We start from the raw sequence: 18,206 nt of genomic DNA, 5'->3' as shown, positions 1-18,206 counted from the left end.
TGGAGGTCTCGCCGCAGATTTCGGCCTCCGATCTTCAGGCCATTGTCCTGGCCGACGGCGAGGTCCAGCGCCTAGTCGCGGGCCGGGACATCCGGCGGGTGATTGTCCGTCCGCCCGGCCTGGTCAACCTAGTCGTCGCCTAGACCCGCCCCAACTCAATACCCGCGAGATCAAGCCTTGGCTGGAAAGGCCGGGGCGGCACAGCATCGTGGTCACGCGCCTTGACCCGGGAAACGCCCCGGCGTTTCTCGGGTCAAATGCCCGGAGCCAAACCCCGACCACAACACTGCGCCGCCCCTCGGTTCACCAGCGCGCACCTTGCGCCCGCGAGGTTGAGCCTTGGCATGAACCAGAGTGTGCCAAACCTCGATCTCGCGGCAGAAGCACAGGTGGAACCCACTTTCCCCGCGAGGTTGAGCCTTGGCATGAACCAGAGTGTGCCAAACCTCGATCTCGCGGCAGAAGTGCAGGTGAAACCCACTTTCCCCGCGAGGTTGAGCTTTGGCATAAGGGGCCGGGGCGGCCCGGGGCGGCCCGTCCCAGTTTTGGCCAGACCCAATTCGCGGTGCGAGGGCCGAATTAGGCGGGCCTAGGCCACCAGTGTTTTCCCATCGTCCACAGGCCGGGGTGCAAGGTTAGCCGGGCCTAGATACGGTGCGGCCATGAGTGAGGCCGACGACGTCATGGCACGGCTGCGGCTGCGGGCATCTCTGGCCGAGGCGGCAGATCCGGCTCTGCAACCCAAGGCCAGGTCCAGTGGTGCGGTAGGCCGGGCCCGCCAGGCCCTGGCCATGCATCCGGCGGCCGGTTTGGGCGCGGCCTTGGCTGTGGTAGCCCTAGTGGTTGGGGTCGGTACCTGGCAACTGGCTGGAGGCGGGACGGGAACTGACGGGCCGGCATCGGGCATTGAAATATCAGGTCAGGCCAGCCCGACACTAGACGAGACAGCAACCAGCCAGGCTGAACCCGGCCCGGTCATGGCATATGTCACCGGCGCGGTCAACCAACCAGGCGTGGTCGAATTGCCAGCCGGCGCTCGGGTTCAAGACGCCTTGGCCAAGGCCGGCGGGCCGCTGGCCGCAGCCGACCTAACAGTGCTCAACCTGGCGGCGGTAGTTGCCGACGGCGAACGGATCTATGTCCCGCTGCCAGGCGAGACGCCGCCACCGGTGATAGGGGGTGATAGTGGCAGCTCGGTCGGCAACGGCCAAAGCGGGTCTGGCCTGGTCAACGTCAATCTGGCCAGCCAAGAGGAGTTGACCGCCCTGCCCGGCATTGGACCGGTTCTGGCCGGACGAATCGTCGACTTCCGGGAAACCAATGGGCCGTTTGGTGGCCTGGGCGACCTGGCGCAGGTCAGCGGCATCGGGCCAAAATTGACCGCTTCGCTTGACGGCCTGGTGGCGTTCTAGGTGGCCCGGACCGGCCGCAAGTTTGACTTGCGGCTGGTTCTGCCGGCAGTGGTCGCCTGGCTCAGCGCCTTTGTCGGGGTGTTGCCGCCGCGGCTGCCGGTACTGCTGGGCGGGGTCTGCCTAACGACAGGCGGACTGGTCGCCCTGGTGGTTGAGCGGCGGCGGGGTGGGCGGCCCGGCCTGGCCGCCACCATCACCTTGGCGGCGGTGGCCAGCGGGGCGGTGGCTGTCTCGATCGGGTTGCAGGGTCTGATGGACCAGCGAGCCGACCTGGTCAAGGCGGCCAGCCAGGGCGAATTGGTGACAGTCTGGCTCAGAGTCGACGCCATGCCCAAGACGGTCACCTCGCAGCTAGGCGGTCCAGACCGGCTGATCATCGAGGGTCAGGCCGGCGGTGTGCGGACCCTGGCCTGGACCTGGCCGGATGGTCCAGATGGGCGAATCACCGCCGGTCACCAGGTCAAACTGAGGGCTAAAGCGGAGTTGACTGGCCGCGCCGAGGCTGCCCGCGTGGTGCTACTAAGCGCCCAGGTGGTGGAGGTGGTGTTGCCTGAGGGATGGCGCCGAGTTGTCTTCGACCTGCGGGCCGGGCTGCGCCAGGCGGTCGAGCCTCTGCCCGCCGAGGCTGCCGGGTTGTTGCCTGGAATCACAGTGGGCGACCGTTCCGGTTTGCCCGCGGCCTTGGATCAGGCCATGAAGGACACGTCGACCAGCCACATCACGGCGGTCTCGGGCGAGCATATGGCCATTGTCCTAAGCGCAGTACTTGGCCTGTTGACGTTGTTGCGCCTGCCCCGCGCGGCGGTGGCGGGTCTGGCCGGGGCGATCCTGGCTGGCTTCGCGGCCCTATGCGGCGGGCAGCCGTCGGTGTTGCGAGCCGGGTTGATGGCCGGGGTCAGCTTGATGGCCCTAGCCATGGGCCGGCGGCGGATCGCCCTGGGAGCGCTTTGTGCTGCGGTGATGGTGCTAGTGGTGATTGACCCATATATGGCCCGGTCCTATGGGCTGATGATGTCAGCCTCGGCCACCGGTTCGCTAATCCTGCTGGCGCCTTGGATGGGCTCTCGACTGGAGAGGGTCATGCCGAAACGGCTGGCCCAGGCCGTGGCACTGCCGACCTCGGCCCAACTGGCCTGTGCGCCCATCATCGTGATCTTCGCCGGACAGGCCTCGCTGGTTTCGGTGGTAGCAAACGTGCTGGCTGTGCCGGCTTTGCCAGTGGCCACCATGGGCGGCTTGTGGACCTGCCTGGTTTGGCCTTTTTCGTCGGAGTTGGCAGCTCTGGGCCTGTGGCCGGCTGGCCTAGCGGCCTGGTGGATCGCCACGGTAGCCCGCTGGTGTGCCACTTGGCCGATGGCGACCATCGCCTGGCCCAGCGGCCCGGCCGGAGGGCTGGGGTTACTTGGGGTGGTACTGGCGGTGGCCGGATTGGCCTGGTGGGCGCAGCGGTGGTCTATTCGCGGCCGGGGGGCCTTGGCTGCGGCCTTGGTTGCGGTGGTGCTGGTGGCTGGTCCGGGCCGCCAGCAGCTGAGACGGTTGTGGGAGCCAGGTCCCCCGGTTGATTGGCTGGTGGCGGTTTGCGACGTTGGCCAAGGCACGGCTGTTGTCCTGAATGCTGGCGGCGGTGCGGCCGTGCTTGTCGACGCCGGGCCTGAACCAGAAGCGGTCGACCGGTGTTTGTCCCGCCTCAAAGTGATGCGCCTTGAGGCGGTGGTCTTGACTCATTTTCACGCCGACCATATGGCCGGCCTAGAAGGTGCGGTCCGGGGACGCAACTGGCTGACCTTGGTTCATGGGCTGCCATGCGGTGGGCCGGACGCAGCCAGCCAAATCAGCGCCCAAGCCAGGCACGAAAATGCGCAGGAAATCACAATCGATTCAGTGGCTGGCCCCCGAGCGGCCCGGGCTGGGCCGGTTGACCTTTGGTTGATCCCTTCCAGATGGGACCGGCTTTGCCCTTCGGTGCCGGCTGGAAATGCCGCCGCCGGGGCGGAGGCGTCAAACCCGACGAAAACCGGCGCAGGCGAAGACTCCCTGTCGAATGACGCTGGCCTCAGTATCTTCGCCCGGGTCGACGGCCTGGCCGTTTGGCTGTTGGGGGATCTCGAGTCCGACGGTCAACAGGCCCTGCTGTCCTCGACCAGTGACCTGAGGGCTGCCGGTGATGCCGCCGGCGGGATCGTGGTGGTGGCCCACCACGGCTCGGCCCGCCAATCCGAGCCGCTGGGCCGGGCCCTGGCTCCGGCTTTGGCCGTCTTTTCGGTTGGCCCCAATGCGTATGGCCACCCCACCGAGGCCGCCCTGAAGCTTTACGGCCAGGCCGAGGTCGCCCGGACTGACCAATGTGGCCTGGTCACGGTGTCGAAGAGGGGCAATGCCGTGGTCTACACCGGGGACAAATGCGCCCCTGGAGGAGCCAGTGATTGATTCGACCGCCGGGGGCCCGAATAGTGGGATTCTTGGCCACAAGGCACCGCGCCGCCGCCGCGGTGTCGATACTGCTGGTATGACCGACCAGACCGGTGTCTACAAGGCGGTCTCCGCCTCGCAGTTCAGATCCAACTTTGGCGACACCATCGCCCACGCCGAGAAGAGAGACCACGCCGTCATTGTGACCCGCCACGGCACACCGGTCGCCGCGGTGATCGACTTTGGCCTGTTCGAGCGGATCTTCTCCATGCGGGCGGCTCTCGACCGCCTCTCGGCCCAGATAACCCGGGCCTTTTCCGACAAGCAGCTGCTCAATGGGATCGGCGAAATCGACCGCCTGGTAGAGGCCGCACGCCGCCGCCGGCCCTTTTGAAGTGGCGACCATGCCCCTAGTCTCAGGTGGCCGGCGAGGGCCAAGTCAGCCCAGGATGAGCGAGACAGCCAGGGTCCACATGATGGCGGTGATGACAATGTCCAAAACGCGCCAGGCTACGGGTGAGGCGAAAACTGGGCGCAGCCAACGGGCGCCAAAGCCAAGCGCAGTGAACCAGATCCAGCTTCCGGCCATGGCGCCGGCGGCGAAGGACCATTGGAGGGGTCGGTGAGAGTTCGCCACCGAACCGATCAACAGCACCGTGTCGATATAGACATGGGGGTTGAGGTAGGTCAATGCCAGGCAGGTGGCCAGGCAGCGGCCCAGGCTGACTGGCCTTCCTTCGCCGGTAGCGCTCATCGACTCAGATTTGAAAGCCCGGCGCAAGGTCAGGACACCGTAGACGATCAGGAATCCGACGCCGGCCCAGCGCAGGACTGGCAGCAACCAGTACGCCAGCCGGCTGACCTGCTCCAAGCCACCGGTACCAAGCGCCATCAGGATCATGTCCGAGGCGGCGCAGGCCACCACCACCCAGAAAACATGCTCGCGGCGCAGCCCTTGGCGCAGCACAAAGGCGTTTTGGGCGCCAATCACCACGATCAACGACAGACCGGTCCCCAGGCCGGCCAGCACTACCGGTAGCACCCGTCTAGGCTAGTTGCATGTCGTCACCCCGCAACCCGGTTATCAGCCACGATCAAGCCAAACCGGCTCCATTTGTGCTGATCACTGGGCCAGAAGAGTTGCTGGGTGAGCGGGCTGTGCAGCGGATAGTGGCTCTGGCGCGGCAAGACGACCCCGAGGTCGAGTTGAGCTATCTCGATGCCTCCGATCCGGCCGGTCCGCTGGTTCAAACCGCGGCCGGCGGGTCGCTTTTCGCCGAATCGAGTGTGGTGGTGGCCCAAAACGTGGGCCAGCTTTCGGAAGCCTTTTTGAACGATTCGCTGGCCTATCTGACCGCTCCGAACGACCTGGCCACCGTCATCTGGCGCCATCAAGGCGGCCAACGGGGCAAAAAGCTGCTCGACGCCCTGCGCCAAGCCGGCGCCAGCGAAGTGGCCTGCCTCGAAATCAAGTACGACTCCGAAAAATCCCGCTTCGCCCAAGGTGAGTTCGATGCCGCCCAGCGCCCAGCCGAGCCCGCCGCCATTCAGGCTCTGGTCGAAGCCGTCGGGGCCGACCTAAGGGAGCTCGCTTCGGCCTGCCAGCAGCTGATCAGCGACACCGATGGCCCCATCACCAAGGCCACCGTGGATCGCTATTACGGCGGGCGGGTCGAAGCCACCGGCTTTGCCGTAGCCGATTCGGCCATCCAAGGTGATGCGGCCAAAGCCATCGCCTTGGCCCGCCACGCCATGTCCTCCGGGGTTGATCCGTTACCGCTGGTGGCGGCCCTGGCGGCGAAGCTGCGCACGCTGGCCCGGGTCGGTGGCGCCAGGCGGGCCGGTTTGAATCCAACCAAGGACCTCAAGGTGGCGCCCTGGCAGGTTCAGAAGGCCCAGCGTGAGCTCCACCGCTGGAACGGCGCCACTTTGGGGCAGGCCATTAGGGCGGTAGCGAGGGCCGATGCCGAAATCAAGGGTTTGGGTGGAGCCCCGGGCAAGGTAGCCCGCGCCTATGCCGCCGAAAGAGCGATTCTGAAGGTGGCGCAGCTCAGCCGGTCCGGTTCGTAGGTGGCGCAGGGTAACGGCCACACCGCGTCGCACGCGATGCAGCTCTGCTCCCCGGAGAGGACGCGGTAAGAAAGCGCTGTGCGTTGGGTTTGTAGTAGGCGCCTACTACAAAGCTGCTACCTGCTTGGCCAGCGCTGATTTGCGGTTGGCCGCCTGGTTCTTGTGGATCACGCCTTTGGAGACGGCCTTGTCTAGCTTGCGAGCGGCCACGCGCAGAGCGCTGGTGGCGGCTGGCTTATCGCCTTCGTCAATCGCTTCGCGGGTGCGCCGGACGTAGGTCTTCAGCTCCGACTTGACGGCCTTGTTACGCAGCCGCCGCTTCTCATTGGTGCGGATGCGCTTCATCTGCGACTTAATGTTTGCCACTGGTTGCTTTGTCTTCCCTGTTAGCTCATGGGTTCACTGCCGCGCACACCAACCGGGCGCGCGCCAACCGCCAAGCCTACCAGCCAGGCCGGTTGGCCCTGGACAACCTACCTAGTTGGCCACTAGTCAGAGTTTTCCGCCTCCCGGGTGGACCGTTGCCTGCCCTTTCTGTGAATCAGCAGAGTGAAGGTTGCGACCGCTGCAACGAGGATGAGGCCGCCCGTGATCAAAGAGCCTGCCAAATATGCTCCGGGAGTGTTTCCATCCGACAGCCCTGGTCCGCTGCCTCCCAACGCGGCCACGCCTGCAATGAGGTAGAGCAGTCCCATTGTGCCGACAGACGGGAGCAAAAGTCTTCTCCATTTGCCCTGTGACGCTCCGAATGAGAGTCTCGTGTCGGATGGATAATCGGCCACATCGAGTCGTTCTCGTGGATACCCATCGACTAGGAGCGTCAGTGTCGCAGACTGCCCCTCTCGCAGGCGGCAGGGGGGTATCTCAACAACTGTCACGTCGATTACCGGTTGGCAAAGGCCTTCAAAACGAAGAACGCTCGCAATTTCGCAGCCGACGTCGATCCGCATTGGGCGGCGGTCGTCGAACTGGTCTGGGGTAATGTCTCTGGGCCCAAGATTCCTAAGAATGATCGTCTCCACCCCGGGTGCATCTAAAGCTCTTCCTCCAACCCTGATCTCTAGCTCGCTCGGAACCGGGACTGCAGGCGGCAGCAAGCTCGTGAAACTTCCATCGACCTGAAGGCGTCTAATCCGTGATCGGCGCCAGGTGATGGTGCCAAACACGACGGCCGCAACTAGGCTAAGCCCGCCAAGCCAGAGCCCTGGGTCAGAGGTGGACCAAGTGGTGGCATTCATGGGGCTGTCTCCTCAGAGGCGGCGTGGATTCGTCGCCGCCGTCTTTGTGCAAGGCTTGCCGGTGTTTGGGTGCCGTTGGTTGATCATAGCGGGCGGTTCCGCCTGCGCCGGCGGCCAATGAGCCACAACGGTTGATGCGCGGTAACCCAAGTGGCGAGGGAGCCTACTACGCTTGACGCCAGGTCAGCCGGATGAGTGAGGCTGGTGGCGGGCCGGGCATGTCGGTGCCGGCTTGTAGGCTGCTCTATTCGGCAGACGCTGGGGAAGGAGGCGGTGATGGCAACCAGTGATCCCTACCGCCTCTCATTTACCGTTGGCGGTCTTCTCTCCCAAGAAGCCGCAGTGGCCGCGCCGTTGTTCCTCGAATCGGGCGACTGGGAATTGGCGCGGACCGAGTTGATGGAACGCAACCTGCTAGGCACTCGTCTCCGGACCACCGCTCTTCGCGTCAGTCGTGAGGTTGTGCAGCGGCTAAGCGAGTTGTCCCGTGACGAGTTGCGCTGTCTAGCCCAGGCGCCGGGCACTGACCGCAACCACATAATGTGGGTGGCCGTTTGCCGTCGCTATCAGCTGGTGGGCCAATTCGCACAGTCCGTGCTCCGGGACAAGTATCTACTTGGTGACTTGTCGTTGGCATATGAGGACTTCGACCGGTTCTGCATCAGCCAGGCTTTGTGGCACGCCCAGCTCGAACAGCTCAAAGACTCAACCAGAGATAAGCTCCGCCGGAACCTGTTCCTGGCTTTGCGCCAGGCCGGTTTCCTCACAGAGACGGGCAGTATCGTCGAGCCGCTTCTGTCACCTCAGATTGCCGCACTGCTGGACCAGCGTGCGCCCAGCGACATCCGCTACTTCCCAGCAGGAGGCGCACTTTGACAGGCGAAACAGCCCGTGACCTTGGCCGCGAGGAGCAGAACATCCTGAAGGTGCTCGGCTCCGAGCGGTTCCTCAAGATGCAGGGACTCGGCAACGAGGTGCCATTTTACATATGGGCCTACCCTGCCAACCAGGAGCTAACAGCCCAGGCGGCCGCCAAGAGGATCCGCAACCAGCTCGAAACCAAACATGGCCTGGACGTCCCACAAATCGATCTATTTGCACTGACGGTCGAGTTGTTGGAGCAGCGCAAGGTGCTGCGCCGGCTAATTGAGGTTGAGCCCAAGCGGTCAAGGGAGGCCTTCCGCCGCGACCTCCAAAAGCTCCTGGACCCAGAGACACACTTGGTACCTGCCATCAAAGAGAGGTTGGCCCAAACGCCCAGCTACGACGTTCTGTTGGTAGTCGGGGTTGGCCAAGTCTTCCCTTTCATTCGCTCACACAGTTTGTTGAACAATCTGCACGCGGCCGTTTCCGGGCGGCCCATGCTGATGCTCTTTCCCGGCGAGTATCGCCAATCTGCCGCCCTTGGTTCGACTTTGGTGCTGTTTGATCAGCTCACCGATGATCAGTACTACCGAGCTAAGAACATCCTGGAACAGGAGCCGTCATGAACCCCGCCCCCCTGATTGCCGACATCTTCGCGAAGGACATCAACCGGCCCATCGAGGGAGTCATCAAGGCGGACGATGCCGCCAACCTGGCCACAGAAATTGACGAATACGTCCTGACTGGGGAAACCGCCTCGGCGCTGCTTGATTTGCTCGACAGCTACAACAGTTCCGGCAGCGGTGGCAACGGGGTATGGATCTCGGGCTTCTTTGGCTCAGGCAAGTCCCACCTGTTGAAAATGCTGGCGCACCTGCTGGGGGACGTGGCGGGCCAGTCCATCACGCGCCAAGACGTGGTGGTAACCTTCGCCGGCAAGGCCATTGGCGATTCAATGCTGACGGCCGCGCTGGGCAAGGCGGCCTCGATCCCAGCCACCACCTTGTTGTTCAACATCGACCAAAAAGCACCGCTCATCGACAAGAGCCAGACAGATGCCTTGCTTCAGGTCTTCCTCAAGGTGTTCAACGAGGTCAGGGGATACTACGGCAATGACCCCTCGGTCGCCCGGTTTGAACGAGACTTGGACCGGCGGGGTTTGCTGGACCAGTTCCGCCAAGCCTTCGAGCAGATCGCCGGTGTTCCTTGGGCTCAGGGTCGCGAAGAGGGCATTCTCCAAGAGCACGCCGTCACTCAGGCCTGGTCCATGGTCACCGGCGAGCCACCAAGTGACAGCATCCTAGGTCGCTACGAGGACAAGTACACCCTCTCGATTGAAGAGTTCGCGGATGAGGTCAAGGACTGGTTGGACGGCCAGTCACCCGACCACCGTCTGTTGTTCATGGCCGATGAAGTGGGTCAGTTCATTGGCACCAACACCAAGCTGATGCTGAACCTCCAAACGATTGTTGAGTCGCTGGCCACGCGCTGCCACGGCCGGGCCTGGGTCTTTGTCACCAGTCAGGAAGACATTGAGGGGGTGATTGGCGACCGGACCAAGACACAGGCCAATGACTTCTCCAAAATCCAGGCTCGTTTCGTCGCTCCAATGAGACTAACTAGCCGCGACCTTGAGGAGGTCATCAAGCGGCGTTTGTTGGATAAGACCGACGCGGCGGCCGGCAGCTTTGCCGGGTTGTACCACCAACAGCGGCCCAATTTCCGCACCCTTTTCGACTTCGTTGACGGGGCCAAGTCCTATCGCAACTACTCAGACCAGGACGATTTCACCGACCTTTATCCCTTTGTCCCTTACCAGCTGGCGCTCTTCCAGGATGCCCTAATTGGGCTGTCACTCCACAACGTCTTTGAAGGACGGCATTCTTCCGTTGGTGAGCGGTCAATGCTAGGGGTGGTTCAGGAGGTCGGCAAGCAGATGACCACCCGGCCAGTTGGCGCCCTGGTTTCGCTCGACGCCATGTTTGCTGGTATCGCCAAGTCGGTCAAGTCCACGGCCACCCGCAACCTCACCACCGCCCAAAACCTCCTTCCGGCCGGCAGCGAGACCGCCATCCGCCTGCTCATGGCCCTGTTCTTGGTCAAATACGTCGAGGGTTTCAAGGCCACGCCACGTAACCTCGCGGTCCTACTGATTGACCACTTTGGCCAAGATCTGACTGTTCTGGGTGAAGAGGTCCGCTTGGCCCTGGACACTTTGGAGCGGGAAACCTACGTTCAGCGAAGTGGTTCGAGCTATGAGTATTTGACCAACGAAGAACAGGACATTGAGCAAGAGATCAAGGGCACCGGCGTGGATTCCGGCGAGATTTCTGGCCTGCTGGCCAAGCTGATTGTCGAGGATGTCGCCAAGACCAACTCATGGACCCATGCCGCCACCGGCCGGGTCTTCAAATATGGTCTCCAGCTTGATGACTCTGCATACGGCCGGCAACACACTTTGTCCGTGCACTACATTTCCCCGGCGCTGGGGCAGGACCAAGACATCATCAAGGCCCAGTCGATGGGCCGGCCTGAGCTAAGGGTGGTCCTGGCGCATGACCCCAGGCTCTACGGAGATCTGAAGCTCCACCTCCAGACTGACAAGTACGTCAAGCTGACCATGCATTCTGGGTTGACCGAAACCCGGCGCTACATCCTCGAATCAAGAACTCGACTCAACCGACAGCGTCGTGACGAACTGGTCAAACGAATCCGGGGCGCCTTGGCCAACTCGACCATGGTCATCAACGGCGCCCAGGTTGCCGTCACGGCCACGGAACCAGAGGCCCGCCTAGACGAGGGCGTTGGCCAGCTGGTGGCCACTTTCTACACCCGGCTGCCTGACCTGGGCGGAGTGGCCTATTCCGAACCGGATATCGCCAAGGTGCTGGCCAACGACCCTGTGTTGCTGGCCGGCGACTTTGACAAGCTCCAGCCGCCAGCCGCCGAGCTGGCGTCCTACATCAACCAGCAGCGCGCCCAGGGCGCCATGGTCACGGTAAAGAAGATCATGGAACAGTTTGAGGACCGCCCCTACGGCTGGCCGCCCGGGGCCATTCTTTGCGTCATTGCCAAGCTGTTTGCCACCGACCAGGTGACCCTACACCTGGACGGCTCGGAGTTGGCCCGCACGCAAGTTGCCGAGGTGCTGCGCAACACCGCCAATCATCCCAATGTCGAGGTCACCGAGCAGCGCCAGTTCGACCAGGCCAAGGTCAACCAAGTCCGCACATTTGTTCAAGAGTTCTCTGCGGAGAATATCGCCACGGTTGACCCCAGAGACTTGGCCGCCCAGGTGAAGCTGCGCCTGGAGGACGAGCTGCGCCGCCTTGAGGCTCTCCGGTCCGCTCACGGCAGCTACCCGTTCATTAACGGCCTTGATCAGCCCATCTCCCGGTTGACCCAGGTGGTCAACCGACCCACCAGCTGGTACTTGGACCAGTTCACCGATTACATCGACCAGTTGCTTGAGGCCAAGCAGGACTTCATCGACCCAATCAGCTCGTTCCTGAATTCGTCGCAAAAGGACGTCTTCGATGAAGCCAGCCACCTCCTGGCCGCCAACCAGGACAACCGGCGCTACCTAACCGACGGTCAGGCCGAGCGTGTCGAGGCTTTACTAGCCGACCCGAACTTGATCCGCACCGGGGCCAACCGGCTGAAAGACGCGGCGGCTGCTTTCAAAGTGGCCGCCGGCGCCATCGTCAACGCCGAACGCGAGGCCGCGCTTGAACAGATCAGTGCCCGGATCGATGTCACGGTCCAAGGCGATGTGCTCGAGCAGGCTTCGCCTGAGGTGCTGGGGCAAGTCCAGCAGATCCAGGAGAGGGTTCTTGCGGCGGTGGCTGCGGCTACCAGCATCCCTGTGATCAAGCAGCTCCGAGAGGAGTTTGCCGCACAAGGTTTCCTGGAAATACTTGAACTGCTGGAGCCGGCCGGGCCCAAAGAGGCAGGCCCAACGCCCCGGGCTGCGCCCATTGTGTCGATCAGGTCCTTGCCCGCTCCCGCGCCTAAGGTGTTGCAGACCGTGGCCGATGTCGACGCTTACGTTGAGGAATTGCGTGTCACCTTGCAACAGGCGATCGACCAGGGCAAGAGGATTTCTTTGTGATTGACCGCCGCAAGCTTGAGGCCTTTGCCACATCGTCTCGCACTGAGCTAGTCCAGCAGGTTGCGGCTCGGGTGGGCATTGTCTTGGCGGCCTCGTCCACCGCCAGGGTCGAAGCGTCTGAGGCGGTAAGAGCCCTGGAGAAAGTGATTGCGGCACATGGCGGTGGGAAAGCCGGTCGCCAGTATGTCACCGAACAACAGGCCTATGTCTGGTTCAACCGGATCGTGGCTCTGCGTTTCATGGACGCTAACCGCTACACCAACACCCCGGTGGTTTCGCCGCCGGAGGGTTTTCCTGCCGGCCAGCCAGCATCACTGGCGGTGGTCAAGCGCGGTGACTTCGACCCCGAGGTCTACTGCAAGGCTGAGACCCGCCAGCGTATCACCGGGCTGCTGAATGGCTCTGTGCCCTCGAGTGATCCCCAAGGGGAGGCCTACGGCCTGGTGTTGGCTGCCCACTGCGCCTACTGGTCCAAGTCCATGCCCCTTATGTTCCAGCCGGAGGGCAACTACACCAGCCTGCTAATGCCGGCCAACCTGCTGGTAGAAGGCTCAGTCTTGGATCAGGCTGTGCAGTGCCTGGCACCAGAAGACTGCCAGGATGTCGAGGTTATTGGCTGGCTTTACCAGTACTACATCGCAGAGCGCAAAAACCAGGTCATGGCCGGTTTCAAGAAAGGCCTCAAAGCCGGTCCCAATGAGATCCCGCCGGCCACACAGCTGTTCACACCGGATTGGATTGTCCGCTACTTGGTACAGAACTCAGTGGGCCGGTTGTGGCTGCTGAACCACCCCGAATCCCAGCTGGCCCAGCAGATGGAGCACCTCATAGCGCCGGAAGGTGACCTAGGCGAGTTTCTCCACATCGACTCACCACAGGAACTGACTGTATGCGACCCGGCTTGCGGCTCGGGACACATGCTGACCTACGCCTTTGACCTGCTCTATGCCATCTACGCCGAGCAGGGCTACGCCCCGTCAAAGATCCCCGGGTTGATCCTGACCCACAACCTCTTTGGTCTGGAGATTGACGAGCGGGCCGGGGCGCTGGCGGCCTTTGCCCTCTGCATGAAGGCCAGGGCCAAGCAGCGTCGTTTCTTTACCACCGGCGTCAGGCCCAGCGTTTGTGTGCTCGAGCCGGTCAAGGTCAAACCGGACGAGCTCGATGGCCTGATCGACCCCGAGGCGGATGCGGGCGCTCAGGCCGCATTCTGGAACGCCTTCGAACATGCCAACACCTTCGGCTCGCTGCTGCGGGTCAATCCGGACCGGTTGGCCTTGGCCAAGTCTCAGTTGGCTCAGCGGGGCCTGTCCCCGTTTGACGGCGTCAGCGGGGACAGCCAGGCCAGGCTGGCTGAGCGGTGGGACCAACACGAGTCGCCGACCTTTGATCAAGTTGACCTGGATGGACGCCTGGAACAGGTGGTGAACCAGGCCGAATTCCTGGCCAGGCAGTACTCCGTTGTGGTGACCAACCCGCCATACATGGGCTCCCGCAACATGTCGACCCCACTCGCCACCTGGCTGAGAGACGAATACCCGAGCGGCAGGTCTGATCTGATGACTGCTTTCATGCTCCGGGCCGACGAAATGGCACACAACCAGGGCACTTGGGCGATCATCAACCTGCCTTCGTGGATGTTTTTGAAATCATTTGAGACCCTGCGGGAATGGCTGGTCAGCGAAGACTTCCTTTGTTTGATGGCGCACCTTGGGCGCGGGGTCTTTGGATCCGACTTCGGGTCCGTCGCCTTCATCGTTCAAAAGGCGCGATCCAGCGGGCGAAAGGGTGTCTACCGCAGGCTGTTCGAGCAACACGTTGAAGTCAGGTCAGTTGACAAGATCGAAGCGCTTTTCCTTGACAGGGCCTACAACAGTTTTGCGGTGGACCAGAAGTCTTTCAGGCACATCCCGGGCACGCCCATCGTCTACTGGCTTTCGGAGAAGATGCGCCGAGCCTTCACTCGGGGGCAGCCCATTGCCCAGGTGGCCAAGCCGTGTCAAGGATTGTCCACAGGGGACGTAATGCGCTTTGTGCGCCAGTGGTGGGAGATTGACAAAGACAACACGGCGATTGGCTGCCGCAACCGGCCCGCAGCTAGGGCTACCGGCCGGCGCTGGTTCCCGTACAACAAGGGAGGCGAATTCCGTCGCTGGCATGGGAACCAGCAAGAAGTGGTCAATTGGGAAAACGACGGAGCTGAACTCACGGGATTTCGCCCGCGTTCGGTGCTTCGGAATCCGGACACCTATTTCATGCCCTCGGTGGCATGGTCCGATGTCACGTCCGGCGCCCCCGCGTTCCGTCGCTTTCCGCCAGGGTTTATCCACGACGTAGTGGGCATGTCGCTGTTTTCTTCGGGCCAGGACGATCCAAAGCTCTTGGCGCTTCTAAACTCGGCTGTGGCGGCAGCTCTTCTCCAGGCGATTGCTCCGACCCTGCACCTCCCCACTGGATACGTTGCCAAGATGCCAGTGCCATGTAGATCCTTTGAAGGAGGTGCGGCAATTGAGGCGCTGGTGGCAGAGGCCAAGCGTGACTGGGACGACTTTGAGACTTCGTGGGACTTCGGCGCCAATCCGTTGCTCACCCAGCGCAACGACCACCCGATGGAGCAGGCCATAGAGGAGCATCGTTCCGTGTGGGACGAGCGTTCTGCGCAGCAGCAGGCTCTGGAAGAGGCCAACAACCGGGCCGTCGCCGAGCTCTACGACCTGGCAGACGAGGTTCCTTGTGAAGTGCCGTTGGAACGGGTCTCGCTGACCCGCAACACTGCCTTCCGCTGGCCGGGCAAGAATGAGGACGAGCGCAAAACCCTGTTTGCCGAAGAATCGGTCAAGGAGCTGCTGAGCTACACCGTGGGCTGCATCTTTGGCCGCTACTCGTTGGACCAACCCGGCCTAATCCTGGCCAGCCAGGGTGAGTCACTCGGCGACTACCTGGCCAAGGTGCCAGAGCCCCGATTCAGACCCAATGCTCACAACGTCATTCCTTTCACTGGTGAGACCTGGTTTGAAGGTGGTGTGGTGGCCCGTTGCCGCCAGTTCCTGCGGGTTGCTTTCGGTCAAGACCACTTTGACGACAACTTGGCCTACATCGACCAGACCTTGGGCAAACAAATGCGGCAGTATTTCCTGAGAGACTTTTACGCCGACCACATCAAACGCTACAAAGGCCGGCCCATCTATTGGCTCTTTTCTACCCGCCGCGACGGCAAGGGCGCCTTCAACGCCTTGATTTACCTGCACCGCTACACCCCGGAAACGCTCAGCCACCTACTGAACGACTACCTGCGGGAGTTCCAGACCAAGCTGCAAGCCGAGGCTAACGCCCTGAAATCGTCCGGCCAGGCCGCCGACCAGAAAAAGGCCAATGACCTGGCCTTGATGCTAACCGAATGCCAAGACTACGAACGCGATGTGCTCTACCCGTTGGTCTCCCGCAACCTCCGCCTCGATCTTGACGACGGTGTTCTGGTGAACTACCTGCGCCTGGGCCGGGCCGTGGCTGCCATCCCCGCCATCGAGAAGAATCGCCGCGACGTCGAGGGCTGGACCTGGCCCAAGCATCCACTCAGGCCGGAGGATGGTGTCTGATGATCGCACTGGCTTCGATCCAGGCCCAGCTCCAACAGCGGTTCGCCGGGGCGGACCCAACCTCCCGCCTAGTGATTTGGTCTGATCCAGAGGGCGAATTCAAAAGCCAACTCGATCAGTTTGACCTGCCTGGCGTGACGGTCCTGCGGGTCGACTCAGACGAATTCGCCATAAAGGTCCAGGTGCTTTCGGAAGAACCCGCCGCCAAGTTCCTGATCTATCGAGCCGGTCCACCACCTGCGACCAACCTGGACAACTGGCTGCTGGACCTGGAATTGACCTACGGTTTGTTCACAGCTGACAGGGAAGCCCTGCTCTCCCAAGATCTTGGGGTGCCGGCGGAGTTGGTCGAACACTACCCGGCGTTTTTCAACTCCGACAAGCGCAACACCAAGCTGGGTCAGCGAGTCTCGGCTGAAGATAGTGCCAAGGTCGCTACCGCCAAAATGGTGGCCACCGTCATCGGCTGCGAGGATCATTCGCTCGACATGATCTGGCGCCATCTGCTGCAAGAACACGCGGCGGGCCGGTCAACCTGGATTAACGAGATCACCAAGCTTGGGCTGGACGGCTACCACTGGGCCGGTACCAAAGAAATCTACGGCTACTCCAGCGATGCGCCATCGGTCGAAGACTTCATGCTGTGGGTCTTCGGTCTGGCCTGGCAGGGCTTTGCCTCAGACGTGCCGAACCAGTACCGCAACATCCAGCGCGATTTCAGTACTTGGAGCAATGACCTGCGTTTCACGCAGGCCTATTTGACCTTGGCCGAGATGTCCGCGGTCAGCCTGCGGATCAGCGAACAGCTGGCTGACCTTGACCTGCCGGAGCTGATGGAGCGGTTTGTCTTCCGTGAAGCCGACCAAGAGATAACCACTCGGCTGGCCGCTGGAGTGGAGCAGCGCACCTTGCTCGATCAGGACGTGAAGGACATGGCACGCAGCCGCCTGGCCGGTACCTGGGGCTCGGTTTTCGAACACCACTACCTGGCCCTGACGGCGGCCTCAACCTGCCTGACGCGAATTGACCTGGCTGACCTATCGATGGCCAGCCCGACCGAAGGTTTCCACCAATACACTGAGGCCTTTTTTGCCATTGACCAGGCCTACCGCCATTTCACCTGGCACTGTGACCAGATTGATAGCGACCCCACTTTGGCCGCCTTGCGTGCAAAGGTCGAGGGTTTCTACACGACCAGATTCCTCAGGCCCTTGGGCGATGAGTGGCAGCGCCAGGTCGACACCTTGGAGCAGTGGCGCGTCGAGGGCGTCACGCCGCAACGGCAGTTCTTTGCCAAGCACGTCCAAGGCCCCTACCTGTCTAAGGGCAACCGGATTGTGGTGCTGATTTCTGACGGGCTGCGCTACGAGGTGGCTGAGGAACTATGCCGCCGCATTCGCCGTGAGGACAAATTCGAGGGCAACTTGGACTCCGTGCTGAGCACTTTGCCTTCCTACACGCAGCTGGGTATGGCGGCCCTGCTGCCACACGAAACCTTGGCGTTTGCGGAAGACAAAAGCGCCCATGTGGCGGTTGACGGCAAACCTTCCAACGGCACGGCCAATCGGGGTAAGCTCCTGGACCAATGTGGCGGGGCGGCGCTTAGGTGCGAGGCCTTCTTGGAGCAGAGCCCTAGCCAGCGGCGTGAGACGCTGAAAGCCAGCCAGGTGCTGTACCTCTACCACGACTTGATTGACCGGACCGGCGAAGAACGCGCCACCGAAGGCGGCGTCTTTGATGCGGTGGAGCGAACCATCACCGACTTGATCAGGATTATCAAGGCTCTGGCCAGCGCCAATGCCAGCAACATCCTGGTCACCGCCGACCACGGCTTTCTCTATCAAGACAGCGGTTTGAATGAATCTGACTACCTCTCAGAGAAGCCTCATGGTGACCAGGTGCCGGTCATCAATCCGCGTTTCGCGCTGGGGCTGGGCTTGCTGCGGCAGCCCGCCTTTACCACCTTTACCTCGGCCCAACTTGGCCTGACCGGCCGGGTGGAAGCCCAAGTGCCCAGATCGATTCACCGGTTGAAAGCCGGCGGATCGGGCGTCAGGTACGTCCACGGTGGCGCCTCGCTACAGGAAGTGGTGGTGCCGGTCCTGGCCATCAACAAGAAGCGGGCGAAGGACACTGACCGGGTGGCCGTGCGTCCTATGGCCGACACAGACCGGATCACCACGGGTCAGATCACGGTCCACCTGTACCAAGAAGAACCTGTCACCGAGAAGATCCGGCCGCGTGAGCTTTTCGCAGCTCTCTACGTCGAGGACACCATGGTCTCCAACGAAGTTTGTGTGGTCTGCTCACAGACTTCATCCGAGAAACGCGACCGATTCCACCCGATCACCTTGGTGCTCAGCCGGCAAGCCGACCCGTTCAACGGCCAGACCATCGAGCTGAGGCTATTCGAGACAGTTGGCACATCACAACGCGTCCGTTACCCTCCGACGCTTCGTTTCACTCTCAACCGCACCTTCACCAGCGATTTCGACTTCTAGGACGG

11 protein-coding genes are annotated in these 18,206 nt (G+C 62.2%); 9 read left to right on the top strand and 2 right to left on the bottom strand.

From position 1 onward, the window contains the following. Positions 1-662: 662 nt before the first annotated feature. From FWD29_02640 to FWD29_02630, 3 genes are read left to right on the top strand one after another with little or no spacing between them, the layout of a single operon-like run. Complete coding sequence (locus FWD29_02640) at positions 663-1,412, top strand: ComEA family DNA-binding protein (protein MCL2802845.1); 750 nt, start codon at positions 663-665, stop codon at positions 1,410-1,412. Next, positions 1,413-3,839, top strand: a complete 2,427-nt coding sequence (locus tag FWD29_02635; GenBank protein ID MCL2802844.1) for a ComEC/Rec2 family competence protein — start codon at positions 1,413-1,415, stop codon at positions 3,837-3,839. It abuts the gene before it with no gap. Beyond that, positions 3,832-4,215, top strand: a complete 384-nt coding sequence (locus FWD29_02630; protein ID MCL2802843.1) for a type II toxin-antitoxin system Phd/YefM family antitoxin — start codon at positions 3,832-3,834, stop codon at positions 4,213-4,215. Before FWD29_02635 ends, FWD29_02630 begins: the two co-directional genes overlap by 8 nt. A gap of 45 nt (positions 4,216-4,260) precedes the next feature. On the opposite strand, the gene FWD29_02625 is transcribed toward FWD29_02630, so the two are convergent. Beyond that, positions 4,261-4,863, bottom strand: a complete 603-nt coding sequence (locus tag FWD29_02625) for a LysE/ArgO family amino acid transporter (protein ID MCL2802842.1) — start codon at positions 4,861-4,863, stop codon at positions 4,261-4,263. Positions 4,864-4,880: 17 nt separating this feature from the next. On the opposite strand from FWD29_02625, the gene holA reads away from it, so the two are divergent. Further along, a complete protein-coding gene (holA, locus tag FWD29_02620) occupies positions 4,881-5,891 on the top strand; it encodes a DNA polymerase III subunit delta (GenBank protein ID MCL2802841.1) in 1,011 nt (336 codons plus the stop codon). A 105-nt stretch (positions 5,892-5,996) separates the two neighbouring features. On the opposite strand, the gene rpsT is transcribed toward holA, so the two are convergent. After that, positions 5,997-6,257 carry a 30S ribosomal protein S20 gene (gene rpsT, locus FWD29_02615; GenBank protein ID MCL2802840.1) on the bottom strand — a complete coding sequence of 87 codons (261 nt, stop codon included), beginning with the start codon at positions 6,255-6,257 and terminating at the stop codon, positions 5,997-5,999. Positions 6,258-7,405: 1,148 nt separating this feature from the next. Between rpsT and FWD29_02610 the strand changes: the two genes are divergently transcribed. Genes FWD29_02610 through pglZ form a run of 5 tightly spaced genes read left to right on the top strand, consistent with a single transcriptional unit; the run spans position 7,406 to position 18,201 of the window. Then, a complete protein-coding gene (locus FWD29_02610) occupies positions 7,406-8,005 on the top strand; it encodes a DUF1819 family protein (GenBank protein MCL2802839.1) in 600 nt (199 codons plus the stop codon). Further along, a complete protein-coding gene (locus FWD29_02605; protein ID MCL2802838.1) occupies positions 8,002-8,619 on the top strand; it encodes a DUF1788 domain-containing protein in 618 nt (205 codons plus the stop codon). Before FWD29_02610 ends, FWD29_02605 begins: the two co-directional genes overlap by 4 nt. Continuing rightward, entirely contained in the window at positions 8,616-12,104 is a 3,489-nt protein-coding gene (gene brxC / locus FWD29_02600; GenBank protein ID MCL2802837.1) for a BREX system P-loop protein BrxC, read from the top strand. The genes FWD29_02605 and brxC overlap by 4 nt, the downstream gene beginning before the upstream one ends. After that, a complete protein-coding gene (pglX, locus tag FWD29_02595; protein MCL2802836.1) occupies positions 12,101-15,700 on the top strand; it encodes a BREX-1 system adenine-specific DNA-methyltransferase PglX in 3,600 nt (1,199 codons plus the stop codon). Before brxC ends, pglX begins: the two co-directional genes overlap by 4 nt. Next, positions 15,700-18,201 (top strand): BREX-1 system phosphatase PglZ type A, encoded by a 2,502-nt coding sequence (gene pglZ, locus FWD29_02590; protein MCL2802835.1) that lies wholly within the window; start codon positions 15,700-15,702, stop codon positions 18,199-18,201. Before pglX ends, pglZ begins: the two co-directional genes overlap by 1 nt. The last annotated feature ends 5 nt before the right edge of the window (positions 18,202-18,206 follow it).

The sequence above is a fragment of the Micrococcales bacterium genome, assembly GCA_009784895.1.
GTDB lineage: Bacteria > Actinomycetota > Actinomycetes > Actinomycetales > WQXJ01 > WQXJ01.
This window is presented reverse-complemented; position numbering and strand designations above follow the sequence as displayed.